This window comes from Kineococcus esterisolvens (assembly GCF_050871405.1).
Lineage (GTDB): Bacteria > Actinomycetota > Actinomycetes > Actinomycetales > Kineococcaceae > Kineococcus.
Window position 1 is genome coordinate 23,987 of sequence record NZ_JBJLRI010000008.1, and the last position, 25,083, is coordinate 49,069.

Genomic DNA, 25,083 nt, shown 5'->3' on the forward strand with positions numbered 1-25,083 from the left:
GTGACGGCCGTGTGACGATCCGGCCGCAGGCGGCCCGCAGCGTTGCAGTCGCGTGACGGCGCGCATGGCCCCCCGGTGCGCGGGGGTAGTACCGCCGGCATGGACGACGCCCCCGACCGCCGCCCGCCGCCCGCCTCGCGCCTGGAGCCGTTCCGCCGGCTCGCCCGGGCCCGCGCGGGCGGCGACCTGGTCCCCCTGCCGCGGATGCTCACCGGCGACGACCGTCGCACCCACGTGCGCCAGACCGTCCGGGAGGACCATCAGGTCCGCATCGCCCGCGGCGACGAGGAGGCGCGGGCGAAGTTCGACAAGCTCGCCGGCTCGCTGTTCAGCTTCTTCCGCGGCACCAGCCTGCTGTTCTACCGCGACATGGCCGGCGAGGACGCGTGGATGCCCACCGTGCTGGCCGCCGGCGACGTGCACCCCGACAACTTCGGCGTGCTGCCCAACCGCGACGCGGTGCCGGTCTTCGGCATCGACGACCACGACGAGGCCTTCTTCGCGCCGTTCACGTGGGACCTCAAGCGCGGCGCCACGGGGTTCGTCCTCGCCGCCGACGAGCTGGGCGGCAAGGGCCGCCGCAAGCAGGACCGGATCGCCCGGGCGTTCGTGGAGGGCTACGTCGAGGCGATCGGCTCCTACGCCACCGAGGGCGGCGAGGACGAGCACGAGCTGCGCCGCGACAACTCCCCGGAGCTGATCCGGGACCTCATCGACGACGCCCTGTCCGTCAGCCGCGCCGAGTGGCTGGCCGACGACCACCTCGACGAGCAGCGGCGCGGGTTCAAGGCGAGCAGGAAGCTCGTCCCGGTCACCAGCCGCCGCGCGGAGTTCCAGGACGTGATCGACAGGTTCGTCGCGGGCAGCGGCATCGAGGTGCCGGCCCGCGCCGACGGGATGCGGGTCAAGGACGTCGCCGAGCGCAAGGGGCAGGGCACCGCCTCCCTGGGGCTGACCCGCTACTACGTCCTGCTGGAGGGGCCCGCGCGCGACGGCACCGACGACGTGGTGCTGGAGCTGAAGCAGGCCCGCCGCTCCTCCCTGGACGGCCTGGTGCCACCCTCCGGCTTCGACTCCGCCGGCCACGGCGACAGGGTGGCGCACGCCCAGCGGGCTCAGCTGGTGCGCGGGGACGCCTTCTACGGCAGCGTCGAGCACGAAGGGCTGAGCATGCTCGTGCGCGAACGCTCCCCGCTGCGCAACTCCCTGGACCTGGAGGACCTGTCCGGCTCGGAGTGGGTGCAGTACGCCCGCGTCTGCGGCGGTGTGGTCGCCCACGTGCACGCCCTGTCCGACGACGGTGGCGGCCTCGACCACGACGTGGAACCCGCGATCGCCGCAGCGATCGGCCCGGGGGAGCTGTTCGTCGACGACATCGCCCGCTTCGCCCGGGAGGCCGCTGAGCGCGCCCGCGCCGACCACGAGACCTTCCGCGCCGACCACGCGCTCGGCGCGTTCCGGCGGGTGGACGTCGTCCACCGCTGAGCGCGCTGCCGGGCCCGGGCACCCGGGTGCGTGCGCACGGGCCCTGGCGCCCGGCGGCTCCCGTGCCCCAGACTCGCTGCTGTCAGGCCGCGGAACCTCGGGCCCACGCCTACGGCAGGAGTTCAACCATGAGCGAGCTGCGTGCTGGACCGGTCGTCTCGGGACGGGTCCACGTCGTCGACGAGGTCGCGGGCCGGGTCCCGCGGGAGCTGGAGGACTTCACCGGGGAGACGACCTTCCGCGTCTCCCACGGCCCGCACGTGCACGAGGTCGTCGGCGTCGGCCGCCTCCTGGACGGGGCGGTGCGCGTGCACGAGAAGGCCGGCGGCCCCGGCGGCAAGGACGTGCGGGTCTGGCACGTGCGGCGCACCGAACGGGGTTTCGAGGCCGAGCACGCCGGGCGCTGACGCCCCCGGCGAGGGGAGGGCGGGTGACGCCGCCCCCGTGCGCCTCAGGTGCGGGCCCGGTGGTGCCGATGCTGCAACCCGGCGGGGGCCGGAGCCCGTGCCCGCCGAGGGACGGGGGCCGGGCCGGGAGGTGGGCGAGGTGGGGACGCGCGGTGCGCGGGTGGCGCTCGTCGTCGACCGGGTGGAGGACTACGCCCTGCCGGTGGTCCGGGGCATGGAGTCCGTCCTCGCCCCGGCCGGGGCCTCGCTGCTGGTCCTCGTGCACCCCCGCCCGGCCGCGCAGGCGCGCTCCTGGGTGGAGCGGCTGCGCCGCGCGGGGAGCATCGACGCGCTCGTGGTCAGCACCGTGGCGGACCCCGCCACCGGGACCTCCGCCGTCGCCGGGCTGGTCGCGCAGGCCGGCGGGCTGCCCGTCGTCACGCTCGGCGGCGACGTGCCCGGCGTGCCCGACGTCAGCTGCGACAACGCCGCCGGCACGGCGCTGGCCGTGGACCACCTGCTCGCCGGCGGCCGGCGCCACCCGCTGCTGGTGGCCGGTCCCTCGGACTCCGCCGACTCCCTCGAGCGGGAGGCCGCCTTCGCCGCGGCCGTCGACCGGGCCGGACTGCCCCCGGCGCCGGTCGTGCGCGCCGACTTCCACCGCGAGACGGCCTACCGCCGCACCGTGCAGGCCCTGGGCTCGCTGGGCGCCGTCGACGCCGTCGACGCCGTCTTCGCCGCGAACGACGAGATGGCCCTGGGCGTCCTGGACGCGCTGGCCGCGGGCGGGCGGCGCGTGCCGGAGGACGTCGTGGTCGCCGGCTTCGACGACACCAGCGCCGCGGCCACCGCCGAGGTCCCGCTGACCAGCGTGGACCCGCACCTGGCGGAGCAGGGCGAGCTGGCCGCGCGGCTGGTGCTGGACCTGCTGCGCGGCGGGGGCGTGCCGGCCCGGGTGCGCACGGGGTGCGAGCTGGTGGTGCGCGCCTCGACGGCCGGGCCGCCCGGCACGGGTGCCGTCGTACCCGTGGAGCTGCTGCGGGACGTGCGCTCCGGGCTCCTGGTCACGCACCACCTGCTGGGCCTGAAGCACGGCCTGTCCTCCGTGGTGAGTGAGGACGACCTCGCGCGGGAGCTGACCGCGTACCTGCCCCGCGTCGCCGTGCGCCGCGCGCACCTGGCGACCGTGCGGGACGGCCGGGCGCGCCTCGTCTACAGCACGGGCACCCCGCCCGCCGGTGCCCCCACCGGTTCGTACCCCGTGGAGGAGCTGCTGCCGGGCGCGCGGCGCGGGGAGCTCGCCCACGGCACCCTCGTCGTGCAGGTCCTGGCGCCCGGCGGTCACGAGCGCGGTCTGCTGCTGCACGAGCAGGACCGCCTGGACCGCTACACGGCCGAGGCGCTGCACCAGGACCTCACCGCCGCCCTGCAGGCCCTGCAGCGCGCCCGCCGGGCCCGCGCGCACGCGGCGGAGCTGGAGCGCCTGGTCGCCGAGCGCACCGCGCAGCTGCAGGCGGAGGTGCACAGCCGGCGCCTCGCCCAGGAGGAGCTGACCCGGGCCAACGCCCGGCTGTCCGAGGCGCTGCTCGTCGACGGGCTCACCGGTGTGCGCAACCGCCCAGCCTTCGACGACGCCCTGCGGCGCGCGTGGCGCGAGCACGAGCGCACCGGGCAGCCGCTGAGCGTCCTGCTGTGCGACGTGGACCGCTTCAAGGCGTACAACGACACCGCCGGGCACCTCGCCGGCGACGCGTGCCTGCGCGCCGTGGCCGCCTGCATCGCGGACGCGGTGCGCCGCAGCGACGACGTGGTGGCGCGCTTCGGCGGGGAGGAGTTCGCCGTCGTCCTGCCCGCCGCCGACTCCGCGGCCGCCGAGCGCGTCGCCGCCCGCGTGCTGCGGCGCGTGCGGGCGGCGGCCCTGCCGCACCCCGGCTGCGGTCCGGGCGCCACCGTGTCCGTCAGCGTGGGGGTGGCCACGAGCGCGACGGCCGCCGGCGCCGGTCCCGAGGACCTGCTGCGCACGGCGGACGGCGCCCTGTACCGGGCGAAGGACACCGGCCGCGACCGCCTCGTCCTGGCCGGCGCGCTGCCCTGAGCGGGCCGGCGCTCAGCGCCGCGCACGCTCCCGGCGGCGTGCCCGCGCGTCCACCGCGGCGGCCGCCGCGAGCACCCCGGCGACGTCGAGGACGACCAGCACCGGCGGCGCACCGGTCCCGGTGAGCGCCTGCGACAGCGCCCCGGTGAGCACCACCGGGACCGCCACCACCACGTTGTTCACGGCGTGCAGCACCACGGCCGCCTCCAGGCCGCCGGTGCGGTGCACCAGCCACGACGCCACCAGCGCGAACACCAGCCGGTCGGTGAACAGCCACGGGTCCTGGGGGCCGTGCGCGGCGCCGAACAGCACCGCCGAGACCGCCGCGGCGAGCACCGCGCCCACCACCGGCCGCGCGCACCACGAGCCCAGGGCCTGGCTCAGCCAGCCGCGGAAGAAGTACTCCTCGCCGGCCGCCTGCAGCGGCGTGGTCAGCAGCACCACCACCAGCAGCGCGACCGCCTCCCGCGCGCCGGGGGCGCGGCCCTCGCCGAACGGCGGGCGGCCCGCCAGGGCCTCCGCCACCGCCATCGCCAGCGCCGCGACCACCGCGACGGCCAGCACCGGCGGCAGCACGCGCACCGCCCACCGCCACCGCCAGCGGCCCGCCACCGACGACACCGTCCCGGCCGCGCGCCCGTGCCCGGCGCGCACCGCCAGCAGCGCCAGCGGGATCCCCGCCGCCAGCGCCAGGTTCGACAGCAGCAGGCCCCACCAGGTGCCGAACAGCGCCTCGTCGGCCGCGGCGCCGTCCAGGTCCGCGACGAGCCCGGCGACCCCGTAGCCGACACCGGTGAGCAGCACGAGCACCAGCAGGCCCCCGGTCACGACGGTCGCGCCCACCAGGGGGCGCCACCAGCGGTGCCGGGGCCCGCGCAGCGCGGCGGTGTAGGGGGTGGGGGGAGCGGGAGGTGCCTCGATCACGGGGCGAGGCTGCGCGCGGCCGGGCGCGCAGCGCGTCGGCCGCACGGCGCGTCGCGGCGTCGACCGAAGTCGACGCGGGCCCCCCGGGGGGCGACGTGCGGCGGTCCCGCGCGGCACCCGGCCCCTCCTAGCCTGGGCGCGTGAGCGGTGCGGTCGGTGGAGCGGTGGCGTTCGAGGTCCCCGGGGTTCCCGGGACCCCGCGGGGCTGGGGACGGCGCGTGGTGCGCTGGGCGGCGGACACCGTCCTCGTCGTGGTGTGCGCGCTCTGCGGCCTGGTCTTCCTCGGGCTGGAGCTGGACCCCGCCAGCGGCCCGCGCGTGCGCGGCGACGCGGCGCTGGTGGCTGACGTCCTGCTCGGGCTGCCCGCCACGCTCGCCCTGTACGCGCGCCGGCGCGCGCCGGTGCTCGTCGCGGGCGTCCTCGTGGCCGTCTCGGTGGTGTCCGGTTTCGCGGCCGTCCCCTGCCTGGTGGCGCTGTTCGGCGTCGCGGTGCGCCGGCGCTGGCCGGCGGTCGCCGCGCTCGGTGCCGCGACGGTGCTGGTCGGTGTCGTCTACGGCCTGCTGTGGCCGGACCCGGAGTTCCCGCAGTGGTTGCTGGTGCTGTTCCTGCTGGCCCTCGTCGTCCCGGTCGCCGGGTGGGGCATGTACGTGCGCACCCGCCACCAGCTGGTGGCGTCGCTGCGCGAGCAGGCCGAGACCGCGCGCGCCGAGCAGGAGCTGCGCGTGCAGCGGGCCCGAGCCACCGAGCGGGCCCGCATCGCCCGCGAGATGCACGACGTCCTGGCCCACCGCCTGTCCCTGGTGAGCATGCACGCCGGCGCGCTGGAGTTCCGGCCCGGCGCCCCCGCCGAGGACGTCGCCCGCGCCGCCGGGGTGATCCGCGCCGGCACCCACGAGGCCCTGGAGGACCTGCGCGACATCCTCGGCGTGCTGCGCGCCGACGCCGCCGCGCCCGGCGGCGAGGAGGTGTCCGGGCGGCCCCAGCCCACGCTGGACGACGTGCCCGCCCTCGTCGAGGAGGCCCGCGCCGCCGGCGCCGACGTCGACCTGCACCTCGGCGTACCCGACGGCGCCCGCCCGCCGGCGCTCGCCGGCCGCACCGCCTACCGCGTCGTGCAGGAGGGGATGACCAACGCCCGCAAGCACGCCGCCGGCCGCCCGGTGCGGGTCCTCGTGGACGGCGCGCCCGGGACCGGCCTGGAGGTCAGCGTGGTCGACGACGGTGCCGCCGCGGCGCTGGCGCCGTCCCCCGGTGCGGCCGTGCCCGGTGCCGGGCTGGGGCTGGTGGGGCTGGCCGAGCGGGTCGCCCTGGCGGGCGGGGAGCTGGAGCACGGTCGCACCGGCGGTGGTTACCGGCTGCGGGCGCGGTTGCCGTGGCCGGCGTGAGCACCGCACCGGGCGGGCCCGTGCGGGTGCTGCTCGTCGACGACGACCCGCTGGTGCGCGCGGCGCTGCGGATGGTCCTCGGCGGCCTCGACGACGTCACCGTCGCGGGGGAGGCCGCCGACGGGGAGGAGGCGCTCTCCCTGGCCGCCGTCACCCGCCCCGACGTGGTGCTCCTGGACGTGCGGATGCCCCGACGCGACGGCGTCAGCGCCACCCGCGAGCTCACCGCGTCCCGCGGGAGCGCCGACCCCGGGCCCCGCGTCGTCGTGCTCACCACGTTCGGCGACGACGAGGCGGTCCTCACCGCGCTGCGCGCCGGCGCCGACGGCTTCCTGCTCAAGGACACCCCGCCCGCCGACGTCGTCGCCGCGGTGCGGCGCGCGGCGGCCGGCGAGCCGGTGCTCTCCCCGGACGTGGTGCGGCGGCTCATCGGGCGCGCCACGGCGCCCGCCCCCGCGCCGGGGGCGGGCGGTGAGCGGCGCGAGCGCGCCCGCCGGCTGCTGGAGCCGCTGGGCGAGAAGGAGCTCGCCGTCGCCGTCGCCGTCGGGCAGGGGCTGCCGAACTCCGAGATCGGTGCACGGCTGTCGATGCGGACCGCCACGGTGAAGGCGTACGTGTCGCGGGTCATGGCGCGGCTGGGGGTGGACAACCGGGTGCAGGTCGCGGTCGTCGTGCACGACGCCGGGCTGGTGTGACCCGTCCGCCGGGCATCAGCCGGGCAGGTGCCCCCACATCACGTCCAGCTCGCCGTGCGCGGCGGTCTCCACCTCGACGGCGCCGAGCGCAGCCGGCAGCAGGAACGTGCTCGCCCGGTCCAGTTCCCCGCTGAAGGCCCCGGCGCGCACGGCGACCGGCGCCGGCCCGACGTTCGTCAGCACCTGCGCGGTGGTGAACTCCCGGCGCACCCGCACCGGGTGCCCGCAGCGCCAGCGGTGCAGCACGAAGTACGGGCCCTCGCAGCACACCGCCCGGCGCACGCCGTCGTCGTCGGCGGGCACGGTCGCGTCCGTGACGGTGGGCCGGGCGTCCAGGTGCGTCTCGCGCAGCAGCGCCTCGACGTTCTCGCGCCGTTGCTCCTCCGGCACGGGGGAGCCGTCCTCCATCGCGAACGGCATGGCGTGCTGCTGGGTGTCGGAGGTCTGCTCGATCTCGTAGATCAGCGTGTCCGGGCCGAAGGAGTGGATCATGCCGCCGGGGACGTACACGGTGTCGCCGGCGGCGACGGGGATCCGTTGCAGCACGGCGTCGAACTCCTGCGCCAGCAGGGCCTCGCGCAGCCGCTCGGCGCCCACGTCCGGGCGGACCCCCGCCAGGGCGGTGGCGCCGGGCCCGGCGGCCAGCACGTGCCACGCCTCCGTCTTGCCGTTCTCCTGCCCCTCGAACTCGCGGGCGTCGGCGTCGTCGGCGTGGACGTGCACGGGCAGCGCCCCCGCCCCGTCGATGAACTTCGTCAGGATCGGGAACCGGGTGCCGGACCACCCCGGCCCCACGAGGTCGGCCGGGTGCTCGCGCACCAGGTCCCGCAGCGGCGTCCCGGCCAGCGGGCCGTCGGCGACGACGCCCACCTCGCCGTCGACGTCGCTGACCTCCCACGTCTCGGCGACGCGGCCGTCGGGCAACCCGCTGCGCCCCAGCACGTCGGCGATCGCGCGACCGCCGAACACGTGCTGCTTCACGGACGTGCTCAGCCGCAGCGGGTACCACTCCACGGTTCGCGCCTGCCTCAGAGGATCGGCTTGCCGCCGGTGACCGCAATGCGGGCACCGGAGACGTAGCTGGCTTCGTCGGAGGCCAGCATCACGTACACCGGTGCCAGTTCCGCCGGCTGGCCCGGACGGCCCATCGGGACCTGCTGGCCGAACTGCGCCACCTTCTCCTCCGGCATGGTGGCCGGGATGAGCGGCGTCCACACCGGCCCGGGGGCCACCGAGTTCGCGCGGATGCCGCGCTCGGCGAGCAGTTGCGCCATCGACGCGGTCATGTTGGCGATGCCGGCCTTCGTCGCCGCGTAGGCCATCAGCGTCGGGCTGGGGGTGTCGGAGTTCACCGAGCTGGAGCCGATGATCGACGCGCCGGGCTGCATGTGCGGCAGCGCCGCCTTCGTCAGGTGGAAGAAGGCGCTGAGGTTCGTGTGGATGGTGCGGTCCCACTCCTCGTCGGGGATCTCCTCGATCGAGGGGCGGTTCATCTGGAACGCGGCGTTGCTGACGAGCACGTCGATCCGGCCGAACTCCTCCACCGCCTTGGCGACGACCGCCCGGCAGTGCGCGGCCTCGGAGAGGTCGCCGGGCACCAGCACGGCCTTGCGGCCGGCCTGCTCCACCCACTTCGCGGTCTCGCGGGCGTCCTCGTCCTCGTCCAGGTAGCTGATGAGCACGTCGGCGCCCTCGCGGGCGTAGGCGATCGCGACGGCGCGGCCGATGCCGGAGTCGCCGCCGGTGATCACGGCCTTCTTGCCCTCCAGGCGGCCGTTCCCGCGGTAGCTCTCCTCGCCGTGGTCGGGCTTCGGGTCCATCGCACCGGTGGTGCCGGGGACTTCCTGCGACTGCTCGGGCTGCTGCGACATCCTGGGGGTCCCTCCTCGTTGCTGCGAGCTCGTGCCACCTGCCGCGACGCCGGGGTCCACGCCGCTCCACCCCGACGCGTACCCCGCTGCGCGCCTGACCAACCGCACGACCGGTCCCCGGCTCCCACCTCCGCCGCCCGGCGCGTCGATGGCGCCCTCGCGCCACCGGACCTAGCGTGAGCGGCCAGTGCACGTGGAGGACCGCCGCCCGTGCAGGACCACTGCGAAGGAGCAGCCCGTGGTGTCCCTCCTCGACCGGCAGCGCAGCATCGCGCCGCCCGGCTTCAACCGCTGGCTCGTGCCGCCCGCCGCGCTGGCGGTGCACCTGTGCATCGGGCAGGTCTACGCGACCAGCGTCTACAAGAACGCCCTCGTCGAGCACTTCGGCGTGGGCAACACCGAGATCGGCCTGGTGTTCTCCATCGCGATCGTCATGCTCGGGCTGTCGGCCGCCGTGGCCGGCACCTGGGTGGACCGCAACGGCCCGCGCAGGGCCATGGCGACCTCGGCGCTGTTCTGGGTCAGCGGCTTCCTCGTCGGCGCCCTGGGCATCGCCACGTCCCAGCTGTGGCTGCTGTACCTGGGCTACGGCGTGATCGGCGGCATCGGCCTGGGCATCGGCTACATCTCGCCGGTGTCCACCCTCATCAAGTGGTTCCCCGACCGGCCCGGCCTGGCGACCGGGATGGCCATCATGGGCTTCGGCGGCGGCGCCCTGGTGGCCAGCCCCCTGTCGACGCGGTTGCTGGGCCTGTACGACGCCGACTACGACTCCTCGGTCGCGGGGAGCCTGCCCAGCGGCAGCGCGGTGGCGATGCTGTTCCTCACCTTCGCCGCCGCGTACGCGCTGTTCATGTCCTTCGGGGCGGCCACCGTGCGCGTGCCCCCCGACGGCTGGCGCCCGGACGGCTTCGACCCGGCGACGGTGCGCTCCAGGTCGCTGGTGACGACCGCCAGCGTCTCGGCGCGCAACGCGATCCGCACCCCGCAGTTCTGGCTGCTGTGGGTGGTGCTCTTCTGCAACGTCACCGCCGGCATCGGCATCCTGGAGCAGGCCTCGCCGATGATCCAGGACTTCTTCCGCGGTGACGGCGGCACCTCCACCGTGGCCGTGGCCGCCGCCGGCGGCTTCGTCGGCCTGCTGTCCATGGCGAACATGGCCGGCCGCTTCGTGTGGTCGTCCACCTCCGACGTCATCGGGCGCAAGCCGATCTACATGGTCTACCTGGGGGTCGGCCTCGTCGCCTACCTGCTGCTGGCCCTGTTCGGGCAGACCAGCACCGCGCTGTTCGTCCTGCTGGCCGCGGTCATCCTGTCGTTCTACGGCGGCGGCTTCGCCACCGTCCCGGCGTACCTGCGCGACCTGTTCGGCACGTTCCAGGTCGGCGCCATCCACGGGCGGCTGCTCACCGCGTGGTCCACCGCCGGGGTGGTGGGCCCGCTCATCGTCAACGGGTTCCTCGACGCCCAGGGCGACCCCGGCAGCCTCACGGCGGCCGCCTACCGGCCGGCGCTGCTGACCATGGTGGGGCTGCTGGCCGTCGGGTTCGTCGCGAACCTGCTGGTGCGCCCGGTGTCCGAGCGCTTCCACGAACCGGCCGCGGGGAGCCCCGCCGCCCGGCCCGGCCGGGACGAGCAGGAGAGGAGCGCCTCGTGAGCGCGAGCACGGGCGGCGCGGGCAGCGGCGGGGGCTCCGGCGAGGGGTCGGCCGCGCGCGTGGCGCTGGCCTGGGCGCTCGTGGGGGTGCCCCTGGCCTACGGGGTCGTGGAGACCCTGGTGCGCGCCTCGCGCCTGTTCGGCGGCTGACGCCCACCCGGGGCCGGGGTGCTGCGGAGCCCCCGGCCCCGGGTGGGCGGTGCGCTCAGCGGAAGCGGTCGGGGTCGCCGGCGCCCTCGCGCACGACCTCCGCGGGTCCCTCCGACAGGTCCACGACGGTGGTGGGGGTCGTGCCGACCTCCCCGGCGTCCACGACGGCGTCCACGACGTGGTCCAGCTCCTCCTTGAGGGACCAGGCGTCGGTCGGCGGGTCCTCCTGGCCGGGCAGCAGCAGGGTGCTGGACAGCAGCGGCTCACCCAGCTCGCGCAGCAGCGCCTGCACGAACGGGTGGTCGGGGATGCGCACGCCCACCGTCTTCTTGCGCGGGTGCGCGAAGCGGCGCGGCACCTCCTTCGTCGCCGGCAGGATGAACGTGTACGGGTTCGGGGTCGCCGCCTTCACCGCCCGGAACGCGGGGTTGTCCAGGTGCACGAACTGGCCCAGCTGGGCGAAGTCCGCGCACACCAGGGTGAAGTGGTGCCGCTCGTCCAGGTGGCGGATGCGGCGGATGCGGTCCGCGCCGGTGCGGCTGTCCAGCCGGCAGCCCAGCGCGTAGCAGGAGTCCGTCGGGTAGGCGATGAGCGCGTCGTCGCGCAGCATCGCCACCAGCTGCGTCAGCGCCCGCGGCTGCGGGTCCTGCGGGTGCACCTCGACGAAGCGGGCCATGCGGCGACTGTAGGACGGGCGCCCGCGCCGGGCCCGGGCACCGCCCCCGCGCGTGGTGTGACCCGCGTCATCGCGGGCGGGCGGGACCGCGCGGCGGGGGAGCACTAGGGTGCTGAACGCCCGGTGCCGGCCGACGCGGGCCCCGTGCGGGGCCGTCGTCGGCAGCGACACGACAACTTCCGACGACGAAGACGAGGAAGACTGGTGGACCTCTTCGAGTACCAGGCGCGCGACCTGTTCGCGGCGCACGGCGTACCCGTCCTGGACGGCAAGGTCGCGACGACGCCGGAGGAGGCGCAGGCCGCGGCCGAGAGCATGGGCGGCGGCACCGTGGTCGTCAAGGCGCAGGTGAAGACCGGTGGGCGCGGCAAGGCCGGCGGCGTCAAGCTGGCCCACTCCCCGGCCGAGGCCGCCGAGCGCGCCCGCGAGATCCTCGGCATGGACATCAAGGGCCACACCGTGCACCAGGTGATGATCGCCCAGGGCGCGAAGATCGCCGAGGAGTTCTACTTCTCGGTGCTCCTGGACCGCTCCAACCGCACCTACCTGGCCATGGCCAGCGTCGAGGGCGGCGTGGAGATCGAGCAGCTGGCCGTGGAGCGCCCCGAGGCGCTGGCCCGCGTGCCCGTGGACGCCCGCACCGGCATCGACGCCGCCAAGGCCGCCGAGATCGTGGAGCGGGCCGGCTTCGCGCCCGAGCTGCGCGGGGCCGTCGCCGACGTCGTGCAGAAGCTGTGGGGCGTGTTCGCCGCCGAGGACGCCACCCTCGTCGAGGTCAACCCGCTGGTGCGCACCGAGGACGGGCAGATCATCGCCCTGGACGGGAAGGTCACGCTCGACGAGAACGCCGACTTCCGCCACCCCGCCCACGCCGAGCTCGTCGACGCCGCCGCGGCCGACCCGCTGGAGGCCAAGGCGAAGGAGATGAACCTCAACTACGTCAAGCTCGACGGCGAGGTCGGCATCATCGGCAACGGCGCCGGGCTCGTCATGAGCACCCTGGACGTCGTGGCCTACGCCGGTGAGGAGTTCGGCGGGGTCAAGCCCGCCAACTTCCTCGACATCGGCGGTGGCGCGTCCGCCCAGGTCATGGCCAACGGCCTGGACGTCATCCTGGGCGACGCGCAGGTCAAGAGCGTGTTCGTCAACGTCTTCGGCGGCATCACCGCCTGCGACGAGGTCGCCAAGGGCATCGTCTCCGCGCTCGGCATCCTCGGCGACGAGGCCACCAAGCCGCTCGTCGTGCGCCTGGACGGCAACAACGTCGAGGAGGGCCGGCGCATCCTCGCCGAGGCGGACCACCCGCTGGTGACCGTCGTCGACACCATGGACGGCGCGGCCGCCAAGGCCGCCGAACTCGCGAGCACCGGAAAGGCCTGATCCGTGGCGATCTTCCTGAACTCCGACAGCAAGGTCCTCGTGCAGGGGATGACCGGCTCCGAGGGGCGCAAGCACACCCAGCGGATGCTCACCTCCGGCACGAACGTCGTCGGCGGCGTCAACCCCGGCAAGGCCGGCCAGAGCGTCGACTTCACCGGCGCGGACGGCTCGCCCGTGCAGGTGCCCGTCTTCGGCACGGTGGCCGAGGCCCGCGAGGCCACCGGCGCCGACGTCAGCGTGATCTTCGTCCCGGCGAAGTTCACCAAGGCGGCCGCGGTGGAGGCCATCGAGGCCGAGACCCCCCTCGTGGTCGTCATCACCGAGGGCGTGCCGGTGCACGACAGCGCCGAGTTCTACGCGCTGGCCGCCGCCGGCGGCAAGACGCGCCTCATCGGCCCGAACTGCCCCGGCCTCATCAGCCCCGGCAAGTCCAACGTCGGCATCATCCCCGCCGACATCACCCCGCCCGGCCGCATCGGCCTGGTGTCCAAGTCCGGCACGCTGACGTACCAGATGATGTACGAGCTGCGCGACATCGGCTTCTCCTCGGCCGTGGGCATCGGCGGCGACCCGGTCATCGGCACCACGCACATCGACGCGCTCCAGGCGTTCCAGGACGACCCGGAGACCGACGTCATCGTGATGATCGGCGAGATCGGCGGCGACGCCGAGGAGCGCGCGGCGAAGTTCATCGAGGCCAACGTCACCAAGCCCGTCGTCGGCTACGTCGCCGGGTTCACCGCCCCCGAGGGCAAGACGATGGGCCACGCCGGCGCCATCGTGTCCGGCTCGGCGGGCACCGCCCAGGCCAAGCAGGAGGCCCTCGAGGCCGCCGGGGTCAAGGTCGGCAAGACGCCGAGCGAGACCGCGAAGCTCGCGCGGGAGATCTTCCAGTCCCTGTCCCGGTGACGACCGCGCCGCCCCGCGGCGCCTGATCGCGGCCCCCGCCGACCGGTGTCGGCGGGGGCCGCGTCGTCCCCGCCCGGGCGCGTCGTCCGCCGCACGGCCCCCGGCGGGGGAGCATGGGGGTGATGTCCACGCTCGTCGACCGCCCCGCCGGTGCCCCCCAGCCCCCCAGGACCACCCCCGCCGACCTGCTGCCGCTGCTGACGGCCTCGGTGCGGGCCGTGCTGACCCTGCTCGTCCCGATCGCCGTGCTGACCCTGGTGGCCTGGCTCGGCGCGGTGCGCTCGACCTCCTCGCTCGCCGCGGTGGGCCGCGTCGGCGCCGACGCGTGGCTGCTCGGCCACGGGGCCCCGGTGGCCGTGATCGGCGGCACCCTGGCCGTCGCCCCGCTGGGCGTGACGCTGCTCGCCCTGGCCTCGGCGGTGCGGGCGGTGCGGACCTGGGTGCGCGACCAGGCCGCCGCCGAGCGCGGCGTGCCGTTCTGGCCCGGGACCGCGGTGTTCGCCGGCGGCTACGGCGTGCTGGCCCTGCTGGTGGCGCTGGTGACCCGCAGCGGCGTCGCGGCCGCCGGGCCGCTGCACGCCCTGCTCGGCGGCCTGGCGGTCGGCGCCGCCGGCTTCGCCCTGGGCGCCCGGTCGCACCGCCCGGCCCTGCCCGAGCGGGTCCCGGCCGTCGTCGCCGCCGCGCTGCGGCCCGCGGCGGCGTGCGTGGCGGCCCTGCTGGCGCTGGGGGCGCTCACGGTCGCGGTGGCGCTGGTGCACGGCCGCGACGACGTGTTCCTGCTGCACCGCTCCCTGGACCCGGGGTGGCTGGGCGGCACCCTGCTGGCGCTGGCCCAGTCCCTGCTGCTGCCCAGCCTGGCGGTCTGGGCGGTGGCCTGGCTCGCCGGGCCCGGCTTCGCCGTCGGCACCGCGACCTCCGTCGCCCCGGGCGGCACCGTGCTGGCCACGCTGCCCGCCGTCCCGGTGCTCGGTGCGCTGCCGCCGCAGGGGCCCACGCCCACCGCGACGTGGCTCGTCGTGGTGCTGCCGGTGCTGGTCGGGGCCGGTGCCGCGGCGCTGCGCCGGCCCCGCGCGGGCGAGCCCACCGGGCTGCGCCACCGCCTGGCCGTCGCCGGCCTGACCGGGGTCCTGGCCGGTGCCGCGGTGGCGCTGCTCGCCGCGGTCGTCTCCGGGCCGCTGGGCTCCGGGCGCATGAGCGAGCTCGGCCCGGACCCGCTGCTGACGGGGCTGGCCGTGGCGGGGGAGGTCGCCGCCGGCGGCGTCCTCGCGCTCCTGCTGCTGCGCACGTGGGTCGCCCGCCGCGGCACCCGGGTCCCGGCGGACCTGCCCGCCGGCCTGGACGCCCCCGCCGGCGGCCTGCTCGGCCGCTCCCGCCGGCCCGGCCGCGGGACCGCGGGGCCCGGTGGCGGCGCCGGCGGGGCCGAGCCCCCCGGCGCCGGCAGCTGACCCGCACCACCGCGGGAGCGCCGGTGGGGGAGGAGGACCGGGGCGCACCGCGGCGACGGCTATCGTCTGCGCACGTGCCTGCACGCGTGGTCGTCCTCGCCTCCGGTTCCGGGTCCACCCTCCAGGCGCTCCTGGACGCCCGCGACGACGCCTTCACCGTCGTGGCCGTGGGCTCGGACAAGCCCGCCGCCGCCGCCCTGGAGCGCGCGCGCGCCGCGGGCGCGGCGACCTTCACCGTCCCGCCCGGTGAGCACCCCGACCGGGCCGCCTGGGACGAGGCGCTGGCCCGGGCCGTCGCCGCCCACGAACCCGACCTGGTGGTCCTCGCCGGGTTCATGCGCATCGTCGGTTCCCCGCTGCTGGACGCCTTCGGCGGCCGGCTGGTGAACACCCACCCCGCGCTGCTGCCGTCCTTCCCCGGCGCGCACGGCGTGCGCGACGCCCTCGCGCACGGCGTGAGGGTCACCGGCTGCACCGTGCACCTCGTGGACGCCGGCGTGGACACCGGCCCGATCCTCGACCAGGCGGCCGTGCGCGTCCTCGACGACGACGACGAGGCGAGCCTGCACGAGCGCATCAAGGACGCCGAGCGCCGCCTGCTCGTCGACGTCGTGGCCCGCCTGGCCCGCGGCGAACCGCCCACCCGCTGACCCGACCCGCCACCGCCCACCCGAGAGGACCCCACGAGCCGATGGCCGAGAACCCCACCGCCGAGCGGCGCAGCGTCAAGCGCGCACTGGTCAGCGTCTACGACAAGACGGGCCTGGAGGAGCTCGCCGCCGGCCTGCACGCCGCGGGCGTGGCCGTGGTCTCCACCGGCTCCACCGCCTCGCGCATCGCCGCCGCCGGCGTGCCCGTCACGCCCGTGGAGGAGCTGACGGGGTTCCCCGAGTGCCTGGACGGGCGGGTCAAGACGCTGCACCCGCGGGTGCACGCCGGCATCCTCGCCGACCGCCGCCTGCCCGAGCACGTGCGACAGCTCGACGAGCTGGGCGTGGAGCCCTTCGACCTCGTCGTGGTGAACCTCTACCCGTTCCGGGAGACCGTCGCCTCCGGCGCCGGGTTCGACGACGTGGTCGAGCAGATCGACATCGGCGGCCCCTCCATGGTGCGCGCGGCGGCCAAGAACCACCCCAGCGTCGCCGTCGTCACCGACCCCGCCCGCTACGGCGAGGTCCTCGACGCCCTGGCGGCCGGCGGGTTCACGCAGGCCCAGCGCCGCCGCCTGGCCGCGGAGGCGTTCGCGCACACCGCCTCCTACGACACCGCCGTCGCCGGCTGGTTCGCGCAGCAGACCCTCGGCGAGGGCGACGAGGGCTGGCCCGCCGTGGACGGCGTCGCGCTCGAGCGCACCTCCGTGCTGCGCTACGGGGAGAACCCGCACCAGCGCGCCGCCGTCTACGCCGACCCCGCCGCCGCCCCCGGCATCGCGCAGGCGGTGCAGCTGCACGGCAAGGCCATGTCGTACAACAACTACGTCGACGCCGACGCCGCCCTGCGCGCCGCGCACGACTTCAGCGCACCGGCCGTGGCCGTCATCAAGCACGCCAACCCGTGCGGCATCGCCACCGGCACCGACGTCGCCGACGCCCACGCCAAGGCGCACGCCTGCGACCCGGTGTCCGCCTACGGCGGCGTCATCGCCGCCAACCGCGTCGTCACCGCGGCGATGGCCGCGCAGGTCGCCGACGTGTTCACCGAGGTCGTCGTCGCGCCCGGCTTCGAGCCCGGGGCACTGGAGACCCTGCAGCGCAAGAAGAACGTCCGCCTGCTGCAGCTGCCCGAGGGGTACGCGCGCAGCGGGCGCGAGTGGCGGCCGGTCTCCGGCGGGGTGCTCGTGCAGGACCTCGACCGCGTCGACGCCGAGGGCGACTCCCCGGCGAACTGGACCCTCGCCGCCGGCGAGGCCGCCGACGAGGCCACCCTGGCGGACCTGGAGTTCGCCTGGCGCGCGGTGCGCGCGGTGCGCTCCAACGCGATCCTGCTCGCGAAGGACGGCGCCTCCGTCGGCGTCGGCATGGGCCAGGTCAACCGGGTGGACTCCTGCCGGCTGGCCGTCGAGCGCGCCGGCGCCGAGCGCGCCCGCGGGGCCGTGGCCGCCTCCGACGCGTTCTTCCCCTTCGCCGACGGCGCGCAGATCCTCCTGGACGCCGGTGTGCGCGCGATCGTGCAGCCCGGCGGTTCCATCCGCGACGAGGAGGTCGTCGCGGCCGCGCGCGCCGCGGGCGTGACGATGTACTTCACCGGCTCGCGCCACTTCGCGCACTGAGGCCCGGCGGTGCGGGACGTCCCGGTCGGTAGCGTTCACCCCGTGCCGACCGGGACCCCGCAGCGCGTGCCCCCACCGGGCGGCGCGGTCCTGGGTGCCCTCGTGGTCGGGGTGGCGCTGGCGCTGGCGCTGACGGTGGTGGCCGGCCCCGTCGCCGGCGGCCTCGTCCTGGGGGCCGACCTCGCCGTCGCCGCCGTCCTGCGGCTGGTGCTGCCGGTGCGGGTCGCCGGGGCGCTCGCGGTGCGCTCGCGGGCGGTGGACACCACCGTGCTGCTCGTGCTCGCCGCGACGTGCCTGGCGCTCACCTGGTCGCTGCCGCCGTCCTGAGCGCCGTGCGCGACCTGGTACAGCTACCGGACGTGGCACCGCAGCGACCAGCACCCGACCCCGTCCGCACCGCCCGCCGGCAGGCGCTCTCGGTGGGGGTGGCGACCGCTCTGTACGGCGTCAGCCTGGGCGCCCTGGCCGTCGCCAACGGCCTGAGCGTGCTGCAGGCGTGCGCGACCTCGCTGCTGCTGTTCAGCGGCGGCTCGCAGTTCGCCCTCGTCGGCGTCCTCGGCGGCGGCGGCAGCGTGCCGGCCGCCGTCGCGGCCTCCTCCCTGCTGGGGGTGCGCAACGCGCTGTACGGGCTGCAGGTCGCCGGGTTCCTGGACGTGCGCGGTGCGCGCCGCCTGCTGGCGGCGCACTGGACGATCGACGAGTCGACGGCGGTGGGCGTCGCCCAGCCCACCGTGGCCGCACGGCGCACCGGCTTCTGGGTGACGGGCGCGACCGTGTTCGTCGGCTGGAACCTCACCACGCTGGTGGGGGCGCTGCTCGGCGACGCGCTGGGCGACCCGCGCCGCTACGGCCTCGACGCGGCCGCGGCGGCCGCGTTCCTGGCCCTGCTGTGGCCGCGGCTGCGCCGGGGCGAGGCGGCCGCGGTGGCGCTGGCCGCCGGGCTGGTCGCGCTCGTCCTCGTGCCGGTCGTGCCGGTGGGGATCCCCGTGGTGGCCGCCGCCGCCGTGGCCCTGCTCGCGGGCCTGCGCCGCCCGCGCGGCGCGGCCGGGCGGGGGGAGGCCGCGTGAGCACGTGGCTCGCGGTCCTGGCCGCCTCCGCCGTCGCCTACGCCCTCAAGCTCGCCGGGCACCTCGTCCCCGCCGCCTGGCTGGAGCACCCGCGGGTGCGCCGCGGCGCCGCGCTGCTGCCCGCCGCGCTGCTCGCGGCGCTCGTCGTGGTCCAGACCGCCGGCGACGGCGACCGCCTCGTCCTCGACGCGCGCGCCGCGGGCCTGGCGGTCGCCGCCCTCGCCCTGGCGCTGCGGGCGCCGTTCCTGCTCGTCATCGTCCTGGCGGCCGCCTCGGCGGCGGGGGTGCGGGCCCTGACCGGCTGGGGGTGAGGGCCCGCCCGGCCCGCCGGTGCGCTGCCCGGGTGGTTGCGTGGCGCGGGGCCCGCGCGGCGGGTTACGCTCCTGTGGACCATCCAGAGCGGCCGAGAGACCTGGCTCGACGACGCCGCAGCAACCCGGGGACCGACGCCGGTCCCGCAGGTGCTACCGCCAGGACCGATGGAGGAGCGGAACAGCATGCCCGTGAAGTTCGCCTACTGGGTCCCCAACGTCTCCGGCGGTCTCGTCGTCTCCACGATCGAGCAGCGCACGAGCCACGACCCCGCCTACAACGTCGAGGTCGCCCGTGCCGCCGAGCGAGCCGGCTTCGAGTACGCCCTGACCCAGGTGCGCTACCTCGCCTCCTACGGCGCCGACGCCCAGCACGAGTCCACCTCGTTCTCCCTGGCGCTGCTGCTGGCCACCGAGAGGCTCAAGGTGATCGCGGCGGTCCACCCGTTCTTCTGGCACCCCGGCGTGCTGGCGAAGTTCGCCGCCACTGCGCAGGACCTCACCGGTGACCGCCTCGCCCTGAACGTCGTGTCCGGCTGGTTCAAGGACGAGGCCACCCAGCTCGGCGTCACCTGGCACGAGCACGACGAGCGCTACCGCCAGTCCGAGGAGTTCATCAGCCTGCTGCGCGGGGTGTGGTCGCAGGACGGCTACTCGCAGAGCGGCGACTTCTTCACCGCCCGGGACATCACCTTCCGCCCGCGGCCGAGGACGCAGCCGGAGATCTTCCAGGGCGGCAACTCCACCGCCGCCCAGGCGATGGCCGGCCGCGTCAGCGACTGGTACTTCATGAACGGCAAGCCGATCGCCGGTGCCGCCGAGCAGGTCCGCGAGGTCGGCGCGCTGGCCGCCGCCAGCGGACGCTCGATCCGCTTCGGGCTCAACGGTTTCGCCGTGGTGCGCGACACCCGCGAGCAGGCCGTGGCGGTGCTGGAGGAGATCATCGACAAGGCCGACAGGGCCAAGGTCGAGGGCTTCGGCGCCGCGGTGCAGGAGGCGGGGAACGCCACGAAGGACCGCAAGGGCATGTGGGCGGACAGCGGGTTCCGCGACCTGGTGCAGTACAACGACGGCTTCCGCACCGGCCTGGTCGGCACCCCGGACGAGGTGGCGCGCCGGGTCCTGGCGTACTCCCTGGTGGGCGTGGACCTGGTGCTGCTGGGGTTCCTGCACGTCAAGGAGGAGCTGGAGGCGTTCGGGGAGCTCGTCGTGCCCCGGGTGCGCGAGCTGGAGCAGCGCCTCGCGGACGGCGAGGACCTCTCCCTGGGGGCGGAGCTCGACGAGGCCGTCGCCGCCGCCCGCACCCGCACGCCGTCGCCGGTCTGAGCCTGCACCGCGGCGCCCGGCACGTTGCCGGGCGCCGCGCCCGCCGGACGCGTACGGTGCCCCGGTGACCGCTCCCAGCTGCGCACCCGCGACCGCGGCGAGCACCGAGCTCGTCGTCCTGCTCACCGAGGACGGCGTGCCCTGCGGCACCGCCCCCAAGGCGCAGGTCCACCACAGCGCCACGCCGCTGCACCTGGCGTTCTCCTGCTGGGTCCTGGACGACTCCGGCCGGACGCTGCTGACCCGCCGCGCCGAGGTCAAGCGCACCTGGCCCGGGGTGTGGACGAACTCCTTCTGCGGTCACCCCGGTCCCGGTGAGGAACCCGTCGCAGCGGTGCACCGCCGCGCCGCCGACGAGCTGGGCACCCTGGTCACCGCGGTCGCGCCGGTCCTGCCGCGGTTCCGCTACCGCGCCGAGATGGCCGACGGCACGGTGGAGAACGAGGTGTGCCCGGTGTTCACCGCGTCCCTGGCCGCGGACCTGGCGCCCGACCCCGCCGAGGTGGGGGACTGGCGCTGGGTGCACCTGGACGACCTGCGCGCCGAGGTGGAGCAGGACGCGTCCCCGTTCAGCCCGTGGATGCTGCTGCAGCTGGCCGAGCTGCCGGCCGCCGCGCGCTGAGGGCCCGGCCGGGGGTGGTCGTCACGCCACCGGCAGCGGCAGGGGCGGGTTGAACGGCGTGACGACCTGCACCGAGGACGGCCACGAGTGCGGGGCGCCGGGCAGCTCCCCCCGCGCCTGCAGCAGCGCGTGGCACGCCCGGCGCAGGTCCCCGGGCAGGTCGTGGTGCAGCACCACGTCCAGCTCCCCGGTGCGCAGGAGCTGCTCGTGCTCGGGGTGCAGGTCGTGGCCCACGAAGAGCCGGCACGTGCGCCCGGCCTCCGCGAAGGCGCGTCGCACGCCCGCGGAGCTCCCCGAGGCGTACATCGAGTAGACGGCGTCCACCGCGGCGTCCGCGCGCAGCGCCGCGCGCACCACCTCCGCCAGCGGCGGGCCGCCGGCGGCCTCCCGCACGGCGATGCCCGGGAAGTGCTCGCGCAGCGTGCGCCGGAACCCCTCGAACCGCGCGTCCTCCCCCTCGAACGTGGAGCGGCCCCGCGCCACCAGCACCGTCCCCGCGGCGGGGCCGCCCCACCGGCCCACCAGGTACGCCGCGGTGGCGCCCGCCGCCCGGTTGTCGATGCCGACGTAGGCGACGCGTGCGCTGCCCGGCAGGTCGGTGACGAGCGTGACGACCGGCACGCCGCGCTCACGCAGCCGGTCGACCGCCCCGCGCACCCGGGGGTGGTCGGGGGCCTTGAGCACCACGCCGTGCGAGCCGCGCCGAGCGGCGCGCAGGAGCCTCTCGGCGACCTCGTCCCCGGGTGCCTCGTCGGAGAAGTCGAAACGGCACCGCAGCACCGCCGGGCGCAGCACCGGCAGCGTGCGCTCCAGCGCCGCTCGCACCGCGGAGGTGAAACGCTCCGGGGCGTCCACGACGACGTCCACGACGAACGTGCGGCCCGTCAGCCGCACCTGCGTGCGCTGCCGCTCCAGGTCCGCGATCGCCCGGTGCACCTCGTCGACGGTGGTGGCGCGCACCCCCGGGCGGCCGTTGAGGACGCGGTCCACGGTGGTCTCCGACACCCCCGCCTGCCAGGCGATGTCGCGGACGCGGAAGGTGCGGGGCACGGCGCGAGGATGGTGGGAAAATGACGGACCGGCAAGGCCCGCGGCACCGGCGCGCGCCGTAGCGTCGCAGGCGTGGCCCTCACCGGCGAGAGGCCACCGGCCGCACCGGCCGCCGAGCCGAGGAGGTTCCCCGTGACCGCACCCACCACCCGCCGCCCCTCCACCTGGCTGACCCGCGAGGACTGCGACCTGGACGACTTCCGCCGCCTCGTCGAGGCCGGCACCGACCCGGCCGAGGTGCCCCTGGCCGACCGCGTCGAGCGCGGCGTGCCCGTCTACGGCGAGCGGCTGCGCGCCCACCTCGCCGGCGGCGGCGAGGCCGCCCGCCGCCAGGCGCAGGACGAGATCGCCCGCGTCCTCGCCGACGGCGCCGGCATCGCGGTGTTCGCGGGGGCGTTCGAGGAGTCCGTGGTCGACCGCGCCACCGCCGCGTACCAGCGGATGGTCGACGACCAGCACGCCTCCGGCGTCACCGGCGGGGACCACTTCGCCAAGCCCGGTGCGAACGACCGCGTGTGGGGTGCGCTGGAGAAGCTCGCCCGCCGGGACCCGGAGGTGTTCTGCGACTACTTCGCCACCGACGTCGTGGACCTCGTCTCGGTGGCGTGGCTGGGGCCGCAGTACCAGGTCATCTCCGACCTCAACGTCGTCAACCCCGGCGGAACCGCACAGACCCCGCACCGCGACTACCACCTGGGGTTCATGCCTCTTCAGACCGCCGAGCGGTTCCCCGCCCACGTGCACCGCCTCTCGCCGGTGATGACGCTGCAGGGCGCGGTGGCGCACGTGGACATGCCCGTGGAGTCCGGGCCGACGATGTACCTGCCGCACTCGCAGAAGTACGAGCCCGGTTACCTCGCGGTGGTGCTGCCGGAGTTCCGCGCGTACTTCGACGAGAACCACGTGCAGCTGCCGTTGCACAAGGGCGACGCGGTGTTCTTCAACCCGGCCCTGTTCCACTGCGCCGGATCCAACGTCTCCGCGGACGTCAAGCGCATGGCGAACCTGCTGCAGGTCTCCTCCGCGTTCGGCCGCTCCCTGGAGGTCGTGGACCGCCTCGCCGTGTGCGAGGCGCTGTACCCGCAGCTGCGTGCCCGCCGTGCCGCGGGAGTTCCGGACGCGTTGCTGCACAACGTGATCGCCGCCTCCGCCGAGGGGTACCCGTTCCCCACCGACCTGGACCTCGACCAGCCGGTCGGGCGCATCAACCCGCCCTCGCAGGCGGAGGTGCTGTGGGACTGCCTGCGCGAGGACGCCGGCACCGACGACGCCGTCGCGCGCCTGCGCGAGCACGCCGCCCGCCGCCGTGAGGTGCGCGCGTGACGCAGGACCCCCTGCGGGTGGGCGTGGCCGGTGCCGGGGTCATGGGCGCCGACCACGCCCGCACGCTGCACCGCTTCGTCAGCGGCGCCGCGGTCACGGCCGTCGCCGACCCCGACACCGCGCGCGCCGCCGCCGCGGCCGCCGGCGCCGGGGGAGCGCGCATGCTCTCCGACCCGCGCGGACTCGTCACCGCCGGCGACGTGGACGCCGTCGTCGTCGCCTCCCCCGACGCCACCCACCCGGAACTGACCGCCGCCGCGCTGGCCGCGGGGAAACCCGTGCTGTGCGAGAAACCCCTCGCCCCCACGCTGGACGGCGCCCTGGAGGTGGCCGCCGCGGCGGCCGCACCGGGTGCGCCGCTGTTCGCGGTCGGGTTCATGCGCCGCTTCGACCCCGGTTACGCCGCCCTGGCACGGGCGCTGCGCGCCGGGGAGCTGGGCCGGGTCGTGCTGGTGCACCACGTCAGCCGCGGCGTGGCCCCCGGTCCCGGCGCCACGTCGGAGTCCTCCGTGACCGGATCGGCGATCCACGACCTCGACGTCGTGCCGTGGCTGCTGGGCAGCGAGGTCGTGGAGGTGTCCTGGCACGCGCCCGCCGCCGCGACGGCGGGGGAGCCGGTGCTCGTGGACCCGCAGGTGCTGCTGCTGCGCACCGCCGACGGCGCCCTGACCACCGTCGAGGTGTTCCTCGCCGCCCGCTACGGCTACGACGTGCGCTGCGAGGTCGTCGGCACCGGGGGCGCCGCCACCCTGCCGGTGCCGGCCCGGCTGGAGGTGGACCGCGACCTGCGCCACCAGCGCGCGCACGACGCCGACTGGCGGCCCAGGTTCGCCGACGCGTACCGCCTGCAGCTGCAGGCGTGGGTCGACGCGGCCCGCGGCGGGCCGGTGGACCCGGCCCTGGCGGGGGCCGCCGACGGGGTGGCCGCCCAGCGGGTCGCCGCCGCAGCGATCGCCTCCATGCGCTCGGGCCGCCCCGGGGAGGTGGCCCGGTGAGCGCCGCGGACCTGCGCCTGCCCGCGCCGCGCCGGCGGGAGGAGGCCGTGCCGGCGCTGCGCTGGGGCGTGCTGGGCACCGGGTGGACCGCGCGGCGGTTCACCGCCGCCCTCGCCGCCTCCAGCGACCAGCGCGTCGTGGCGGTGGGCTCGCGCGGCGGGGAGTCGGCGCGGCGGTTCGCCGCGGCCGCCGGCGTCGAGCGGGCGCACGGCTCCTACCGGGCCCTGCTGGAGGACCCCTCCGTGGACGTCGCGTACGTCGCCACCCCGCACCACACCCACCGCGACCTGGCGCTGCTGGCGGTGGAGGCCGGCAAGCACGTCCTCGTGGAGAAGCCCCTCGGCCTGGACGCCGCCCGGGCGGCGGAGGTGTCCGGGGCGGCCGCCGCCCGCGGCGTGTTCTGCGCCGAGGCGGTGTGGACGCTCCACCTGCCGAGGTTCGACGTCGTTCGGCAGGTCCTGGGAGGGGGCTGCTGGGGGACGTGCGCACCGTCCTCGCCGACCACGGCGAGCACTTCGGCCCCGGCCACCGCATCCTCGGCCCGCGCCTGGCCGGCGGCACCCTGCTCGACCTCGGCAGCTACCTCACCGCCCTGGCCACCTGGGTGCTCGGCCCGGCCACCGCGGTGCACGCCTCCGGCGAGGACGCCCCCACCGGCGTCAACGGCCAGGCGTCGGTGCTGCTCGCGCACGCGGGCGGGCGCCAGTCGGTCCTGCACACCACCCTGTTCAGCGTCACGCCCTGCACGGCCGTGATCGCCGGCACGCGGGCCACGCTCGTGCTGCCGGGACGGTTCTCCACCCCCGGCGACGTCGAGCTGCGGGCCGCGGACGGGACCGTGGTGGACAGCTGGCAGGACCCCGAGCCCCACGACCACGGCGGACTGCACCACCAGGCCACCGAGGTCGCCGCCTGCATCGGCGCCGGGCGCACCACGACACCGCTGCGGCCCGCCGCCGACGTCGTGGCGGGGGCGCGTGCGCTGGACGAGGCCGGTGCCCGGCTCGGGGTCTCCCACGCCGCGGCCGGGACGGGGTGAGTCCTCGCAGCACGGGGCGGGCCC

General features: G+C 76.4%; 25 protein-coding genes, 1 pseudogene and 1 riboswitch. Of the genes and pseudogenes, 21 read left to right on the plus strand and 5 right to left on the minus strand.

Annotation, left to right across the window (positions count from 1 at the left end; genetic code table 11):
* Positions 1-99 precede the first annotated feature (99 nt).
* The 3 genes from ACRYR8_RS04825 (at position 100) to ACRYR8_RS04835 (ending at position 3,966) form a co-directional block, all read left to right on the plus strand.
* Positions 100-1,485 (plus strand): DUF2252 domain-containing protein, encoded by a 1,386-nt coding sequence (locus tag ACRYR8_RS04825; RefSeq protein WP_432482943.1) that lies wholly within the window; start codon positions 100-102, stop codon positions 1,483-1,485.
* Between the two features lie 128 nt (positions 1,486-1,613).
* Complete coding sequence (locus ACRYR8_RS04830) at positions 1,614-1,892, plus strand: hypothetical protein (protein ID WP_432482944.1); 279 nt, start codon at positions 1,614-1,616, stop codon at positions 1,890-1,892.
* A gap of 139 nt (positions 1,893-2,031) precedes the next feature.
* The gene (locus ACRYR8_RS04835; RefSeq protein ID WP_432482945.1) at positions 2,032-3,966 is read left to right on the plus strand and encodes a diguanylate cyclase domain-containing protein; all 1,935 of its coding nucleotides are present in this window, start codon (positions 2,032-2,034) and stop codon (positions 3,964-3,966) included.
* Positions 3,967-3,978: 12 nt separating this feature from the next.
* Here ACRYR8_RS04835 and ACRYR8_RS04840 read toward each other — a convergent pair whose 3' ends face one another.
* On the minus strand, positions 3,979-4,890 hold the full coding sequence (locus ACRYR8_RS04840) for a CPBP family intramembrane glutamic endopeptidase (protein WP_432482946.1): 912 nt from the start codon (positions 4,888-4,890) through the stop codon (positions 3,979-3,981).
* A gap of 140 nt (positions 4,891-5,030) precedes the next feature.
* On the opposite strand from ACRYR8_RS04840, the gene ACRYR8_RS04845 reads away from it, so the two are divergent.
* Both ACRYR8_RS04845 and ACRYR8_RS04850 read left to right on the plus strand, forming a co-directional pair.
* Positions 5,031-6,275 (plus strand): sensor histidine kinase, encoded by a 1,245-nt coding sequence (locus tag ACRYR8_RS04845; protein ID WP_432482947.1) that lies wholly within the window; start codon positions 5,031-5,033, stop codon positions 6,273-6,275.
* Positions 6,263-6,970, plus strand: a complete 708-nt coding sequence (locus tag ACRYR8_RS04850) for a response regulator (protein WP_432482948.1) — start codon at positions 6,263-6,265, stop codon at positions 6,968-6,970. Before ACRYR8_RS04845 ends, ACRYR8_RS04850 begins: the two co-directional genes overlap by 13 nt.
* A 15-nt stretch (positions 6,971-6,985) precedes the next feature.
* Here ACRYR8_RS04850 and ACRYR8_RS04855 read toward each other — a convergent pair whose 3' ends face one another.
* The gene (locus tag ACRYR8_RS04855; RefSeq protein WP_432482949.1) at positions 6,986-7,984 is read right to left on the minus strand and encodes a class I mannose-6-phosphate isomerase; all 999 of its coding nucleotides are present in this window, start codon (positions 7,982-7,984) and stop codon (positions 6,986-6,988) included.
* Positions 7,985-7,998: 14 nt separating this feature from the next.
* The gene (locus tag ACRYR8_RS04860) at positions 7,999-8,841 is read right to left on the minus strand and encodes an SDR family oxidoreductase (RefSeq protein WP_432482950.1); all 843 of its coding nucleotides are present in this window, start codon (positions 8,839-8,841) and stop codon (positions 7,999-8,001) included.
* Between the two features lie 238 nt (positions 8,842-9,079).
* Here ACRYR8_RS04860 and ACRYR8_RS04865 point away from each other — a divergent pair, with 238 nt between their 5' ends.
* Positions 9,080-10,498: an OFA family MFS transporter gene (locus ACRYR8_RS04865; protein ID WP_432482951.1), complete on the plus strand. Its 1,419-nt coding sequence runs from the start codon at positions 9,080-9,082 to the stop codon at positions 10,496-10,498.
* A complete protein-coding gene (locus ACRYR8_RS04870; protein WP_432482952.1) occupies positions 10,495-10,647 on the plus strand; it encodes an MFS transporter small subunit in 153 nt (50 codons plus the stop codon). Before ACRYR8_RS04865 ends, ACRYR8_RS04870 begins: the two co-directional genes overlap by 4 nt.
* A 55-nt stretch (positions 10,648-10,702) precedes the next feature.
* Here ACRYR8_RS04870 and ACRYR8_RS04875 read toward each other — a convergent pair whose 3' ends face one another.
* Positions 10,703-11,323, minus strand: a complete 621-nt coding sequence (locus tag ACRYR8_RS04875; protein ID WP_432482953.1) for an L-threonylcarbamoyladenylate synthase — start codon at positions 11,321-11,323, stop codon at positions 10,703-10,705.
* Between the two features lie 204 nt (positions 11,324-11,527).
* On the opposite strand from ACRYR8_RS04875, the gene sucC reads away from it, so the two are divergent.
* The 10 genes from sucC to idi all read left to right on the plus strand — a co-directional run bounded on the left by sucC (position 11,528) and on the right by idi (position 20,652).
* The gene (gene sucC, locus ACRYR8_RS04880) at positions 11,528-12,703 is read left to right on the plus strand and encodes an ADP-forming succinate--CoA ligase subunit beta (RefSeq protein ID WP_432482954.1); all 1,176 of its coding nucleotides are present in this window, start codon (positions 11,528-11,530) and stop codon (positions 12,701-12,703) included.
* Between the two features lie 3 nt (positions 12,704-12,706).
* Positions 12,707-13,612 carry a succinate--CoA ligase subunit alpha gene (gene sucD / locus ACRYR8_RS04885; RefSeq protein WP_432482955.1) on the plus strand — a complete coding sequence of 302 codons (906 nt, stop codon included), beginning with the start codon at positions 12,707-12,709 and terminating at the stop codon, positions 13,610-13,612.
* A gap of 122 nt (positions 13,613-13,734) precedes the next feature.
* Positions 13,735-15,057 carry a cell division protein PerM gene (locus ACRYR8_RS04890; protein ID WP_432482956.1) on the plus strand — a complete coding sequence of 441 codons (1,323 nt, stop codon included), beginning with the start codon at positions 13,735-13,737 and terminating at the stop codon, positions 15,055-15,057.
* 74 nt (positions 15,058-15,131) lie between these two features.
* The gene (gene purN, locus ACRYR8_RS04895) at positions 15,132-15,707 is read left to right on the plus strand and encodes a phosphoribosylglycinamide formyltransferase (protein ID WP_432482957.1); all 576 of its coding nucleotides are present in this window, start codon (positions 15,132-15,134) and stop codon (positions 15,705-15,707) included.
* Between the two features lie 41 nt (positions 15,708-15,748).
* Positions 15,749-17,326: a bifunctional phosphoribosylaminoimidazolecarboxamide formyltransferase/IMP cyclohydrolase gene (purH, locus tag ACRYR8_RS04900; protein ID WP_432482958.1), complete on the plus strand. Its 1,578-nt coding sequence runs from the start codon at positions 15,749-15,751 to the stop codon at positions 17,324-17,326.
* A 42-nt stretch (positions 17,327-17,368) separates the two neighbouring features.
* Positions 17,369-17,653 carry a DUF3017 domain-containing protein gene (locus ACRYR8_RS04905; protein WP_432482959.1) on the plus strand — a complete coding sequence of 95 codons (285 nt, stop codon included), beginning with the start codon at positions 17,369-17,371 and terminating at the stop codon, positions 17,651-17,653.
* Positions 17,654-17,685: 32 nt separating this feature from the next.
* Positions 17,686-18,393, plus strand: a complete 708-nt coding sequence (locus ACRYR8_RS04910) for an AzlC family ABC transporter permease (protein WP_432482960.1) — start codon at positions 17,686-17,688, stop codon at positions 18,391-18,393.
* Positions 18,390-18,704: an AzlD domain-containing protein gene (locus ACRYR8_RS04915; protein WP_432482961.1), complete on the plus strand. Its 315-nt coding sequence runs from the start codon at positions 18,390-18,392 to the stop codon at positions 18,702-18,704. Before ACRYR8_RS04910 ends, ACRYR8_RS04915 begins: the two co-directional genes overlap by 4 nt.
* A gap of 76 nt (positions 18,705-18,780) precedes the next feature.
* Positions 18,781-18,879: riboswitch (SAM riboswitch) on the plus strand.
* Positions 18,880-18,890: 11 nt separating this feature from the next.
* A complete protein-coding gene (gene sfnG, locus ACRYR8_RS04920) occupies positions 18,891-20,030 on the plus strand; it encodes a dimethylsulfone monooxygenase SfnG (protein WP_432482962.1) in 1,140 nt (379 codons plus the stop codon).
* Between the two features lie 64 nt (positions 20,031-20,094).
* Positions 20,095-20,652, plus strand: coding sequence for an isopentenyl-diphosphate Delta-isomerase (idi, locus tag ACRYR8_RS04925; protein WP_432482963.1), 558 nt, complete (start codon positions 20,095-20,097; stop codon positions 20,650-20,652).
* 21 nt (positions 20,653-20,673) lie between these two features.
* On the opposite strand, the gene ACRYR8_RS04930 is transcribed toward idi, so the two are convergent.
* Positions 20,674-21,702, minus strand: a complete 1,029-nt coding sequence (locus ACRYR8_RS04930; RefSeq protein ID WP_432482964.1) for a LacI family DNA-binding transcriptional regulator — start codon at positions 21,700-21,702, stop codon at positions 20,674-20,676.
* A 132-nt stretch (positions 21,703-21,834) separates the two neighbouring features.
* Between ACRYR8_RS04930 and ACRYR8_RS04935 the strand changes: the two genes are divergently transcribed.
* The 4 genes and pseudogenes from ACRYR8_RS04935 (at position 21,835) to ACRYR8_RS04950 (ending at position 25,059) form a co-directional block, all read left to right on the plus strand.
* Entirely contained in the window at positions 21,835-23,025 is a 1,191-nt protein-coding gene (locus ACRYR8_RS04935; RefSeq protein WP_432482965.1) for a phytanoyl-CoA dioxygenase family protein, read from the plus strand.
* On the plus strand, positions 23,022-24,020 hold the full coding sequence (locus ACRYR8_RS04940) for a Gfo/Idh/MocA family protein (protein WP_432482966.1): 999 nt from the start codon (positions 23,022-23,024) through the stop codon (positions 24,018-24,020). The genes ACRYR8_RS04935 and ACRYR8_RS04940 overlap by 4 nt, the downstream gene beginning before the upstream one ends.
* A gap of 68 nt (positions 24,021-24,088) precedes the next feature.
* A pseudogene (locus tag ACRYR8_RS04945) lies at positions 24,089-24,364 on the plus strand (Gfo/Idh/MocA family protein); the annotation flags it as partial.
* Positions 24,365-24,501: 137 nt separating this feature from the next.
* Positions 24,502-25,059, plus strand: coding sequence for a Gfo/Idh/MocA family protein (locus ACRYR8_RS04950; protein WP_432482967.1), 558 nt, complete (start codon positions 24,502-24,504; stop codon positions 25,057-25,059).
* The last annotated feature ends 24 nt before the right edge of the window (positions 25,060-25,083 follow it).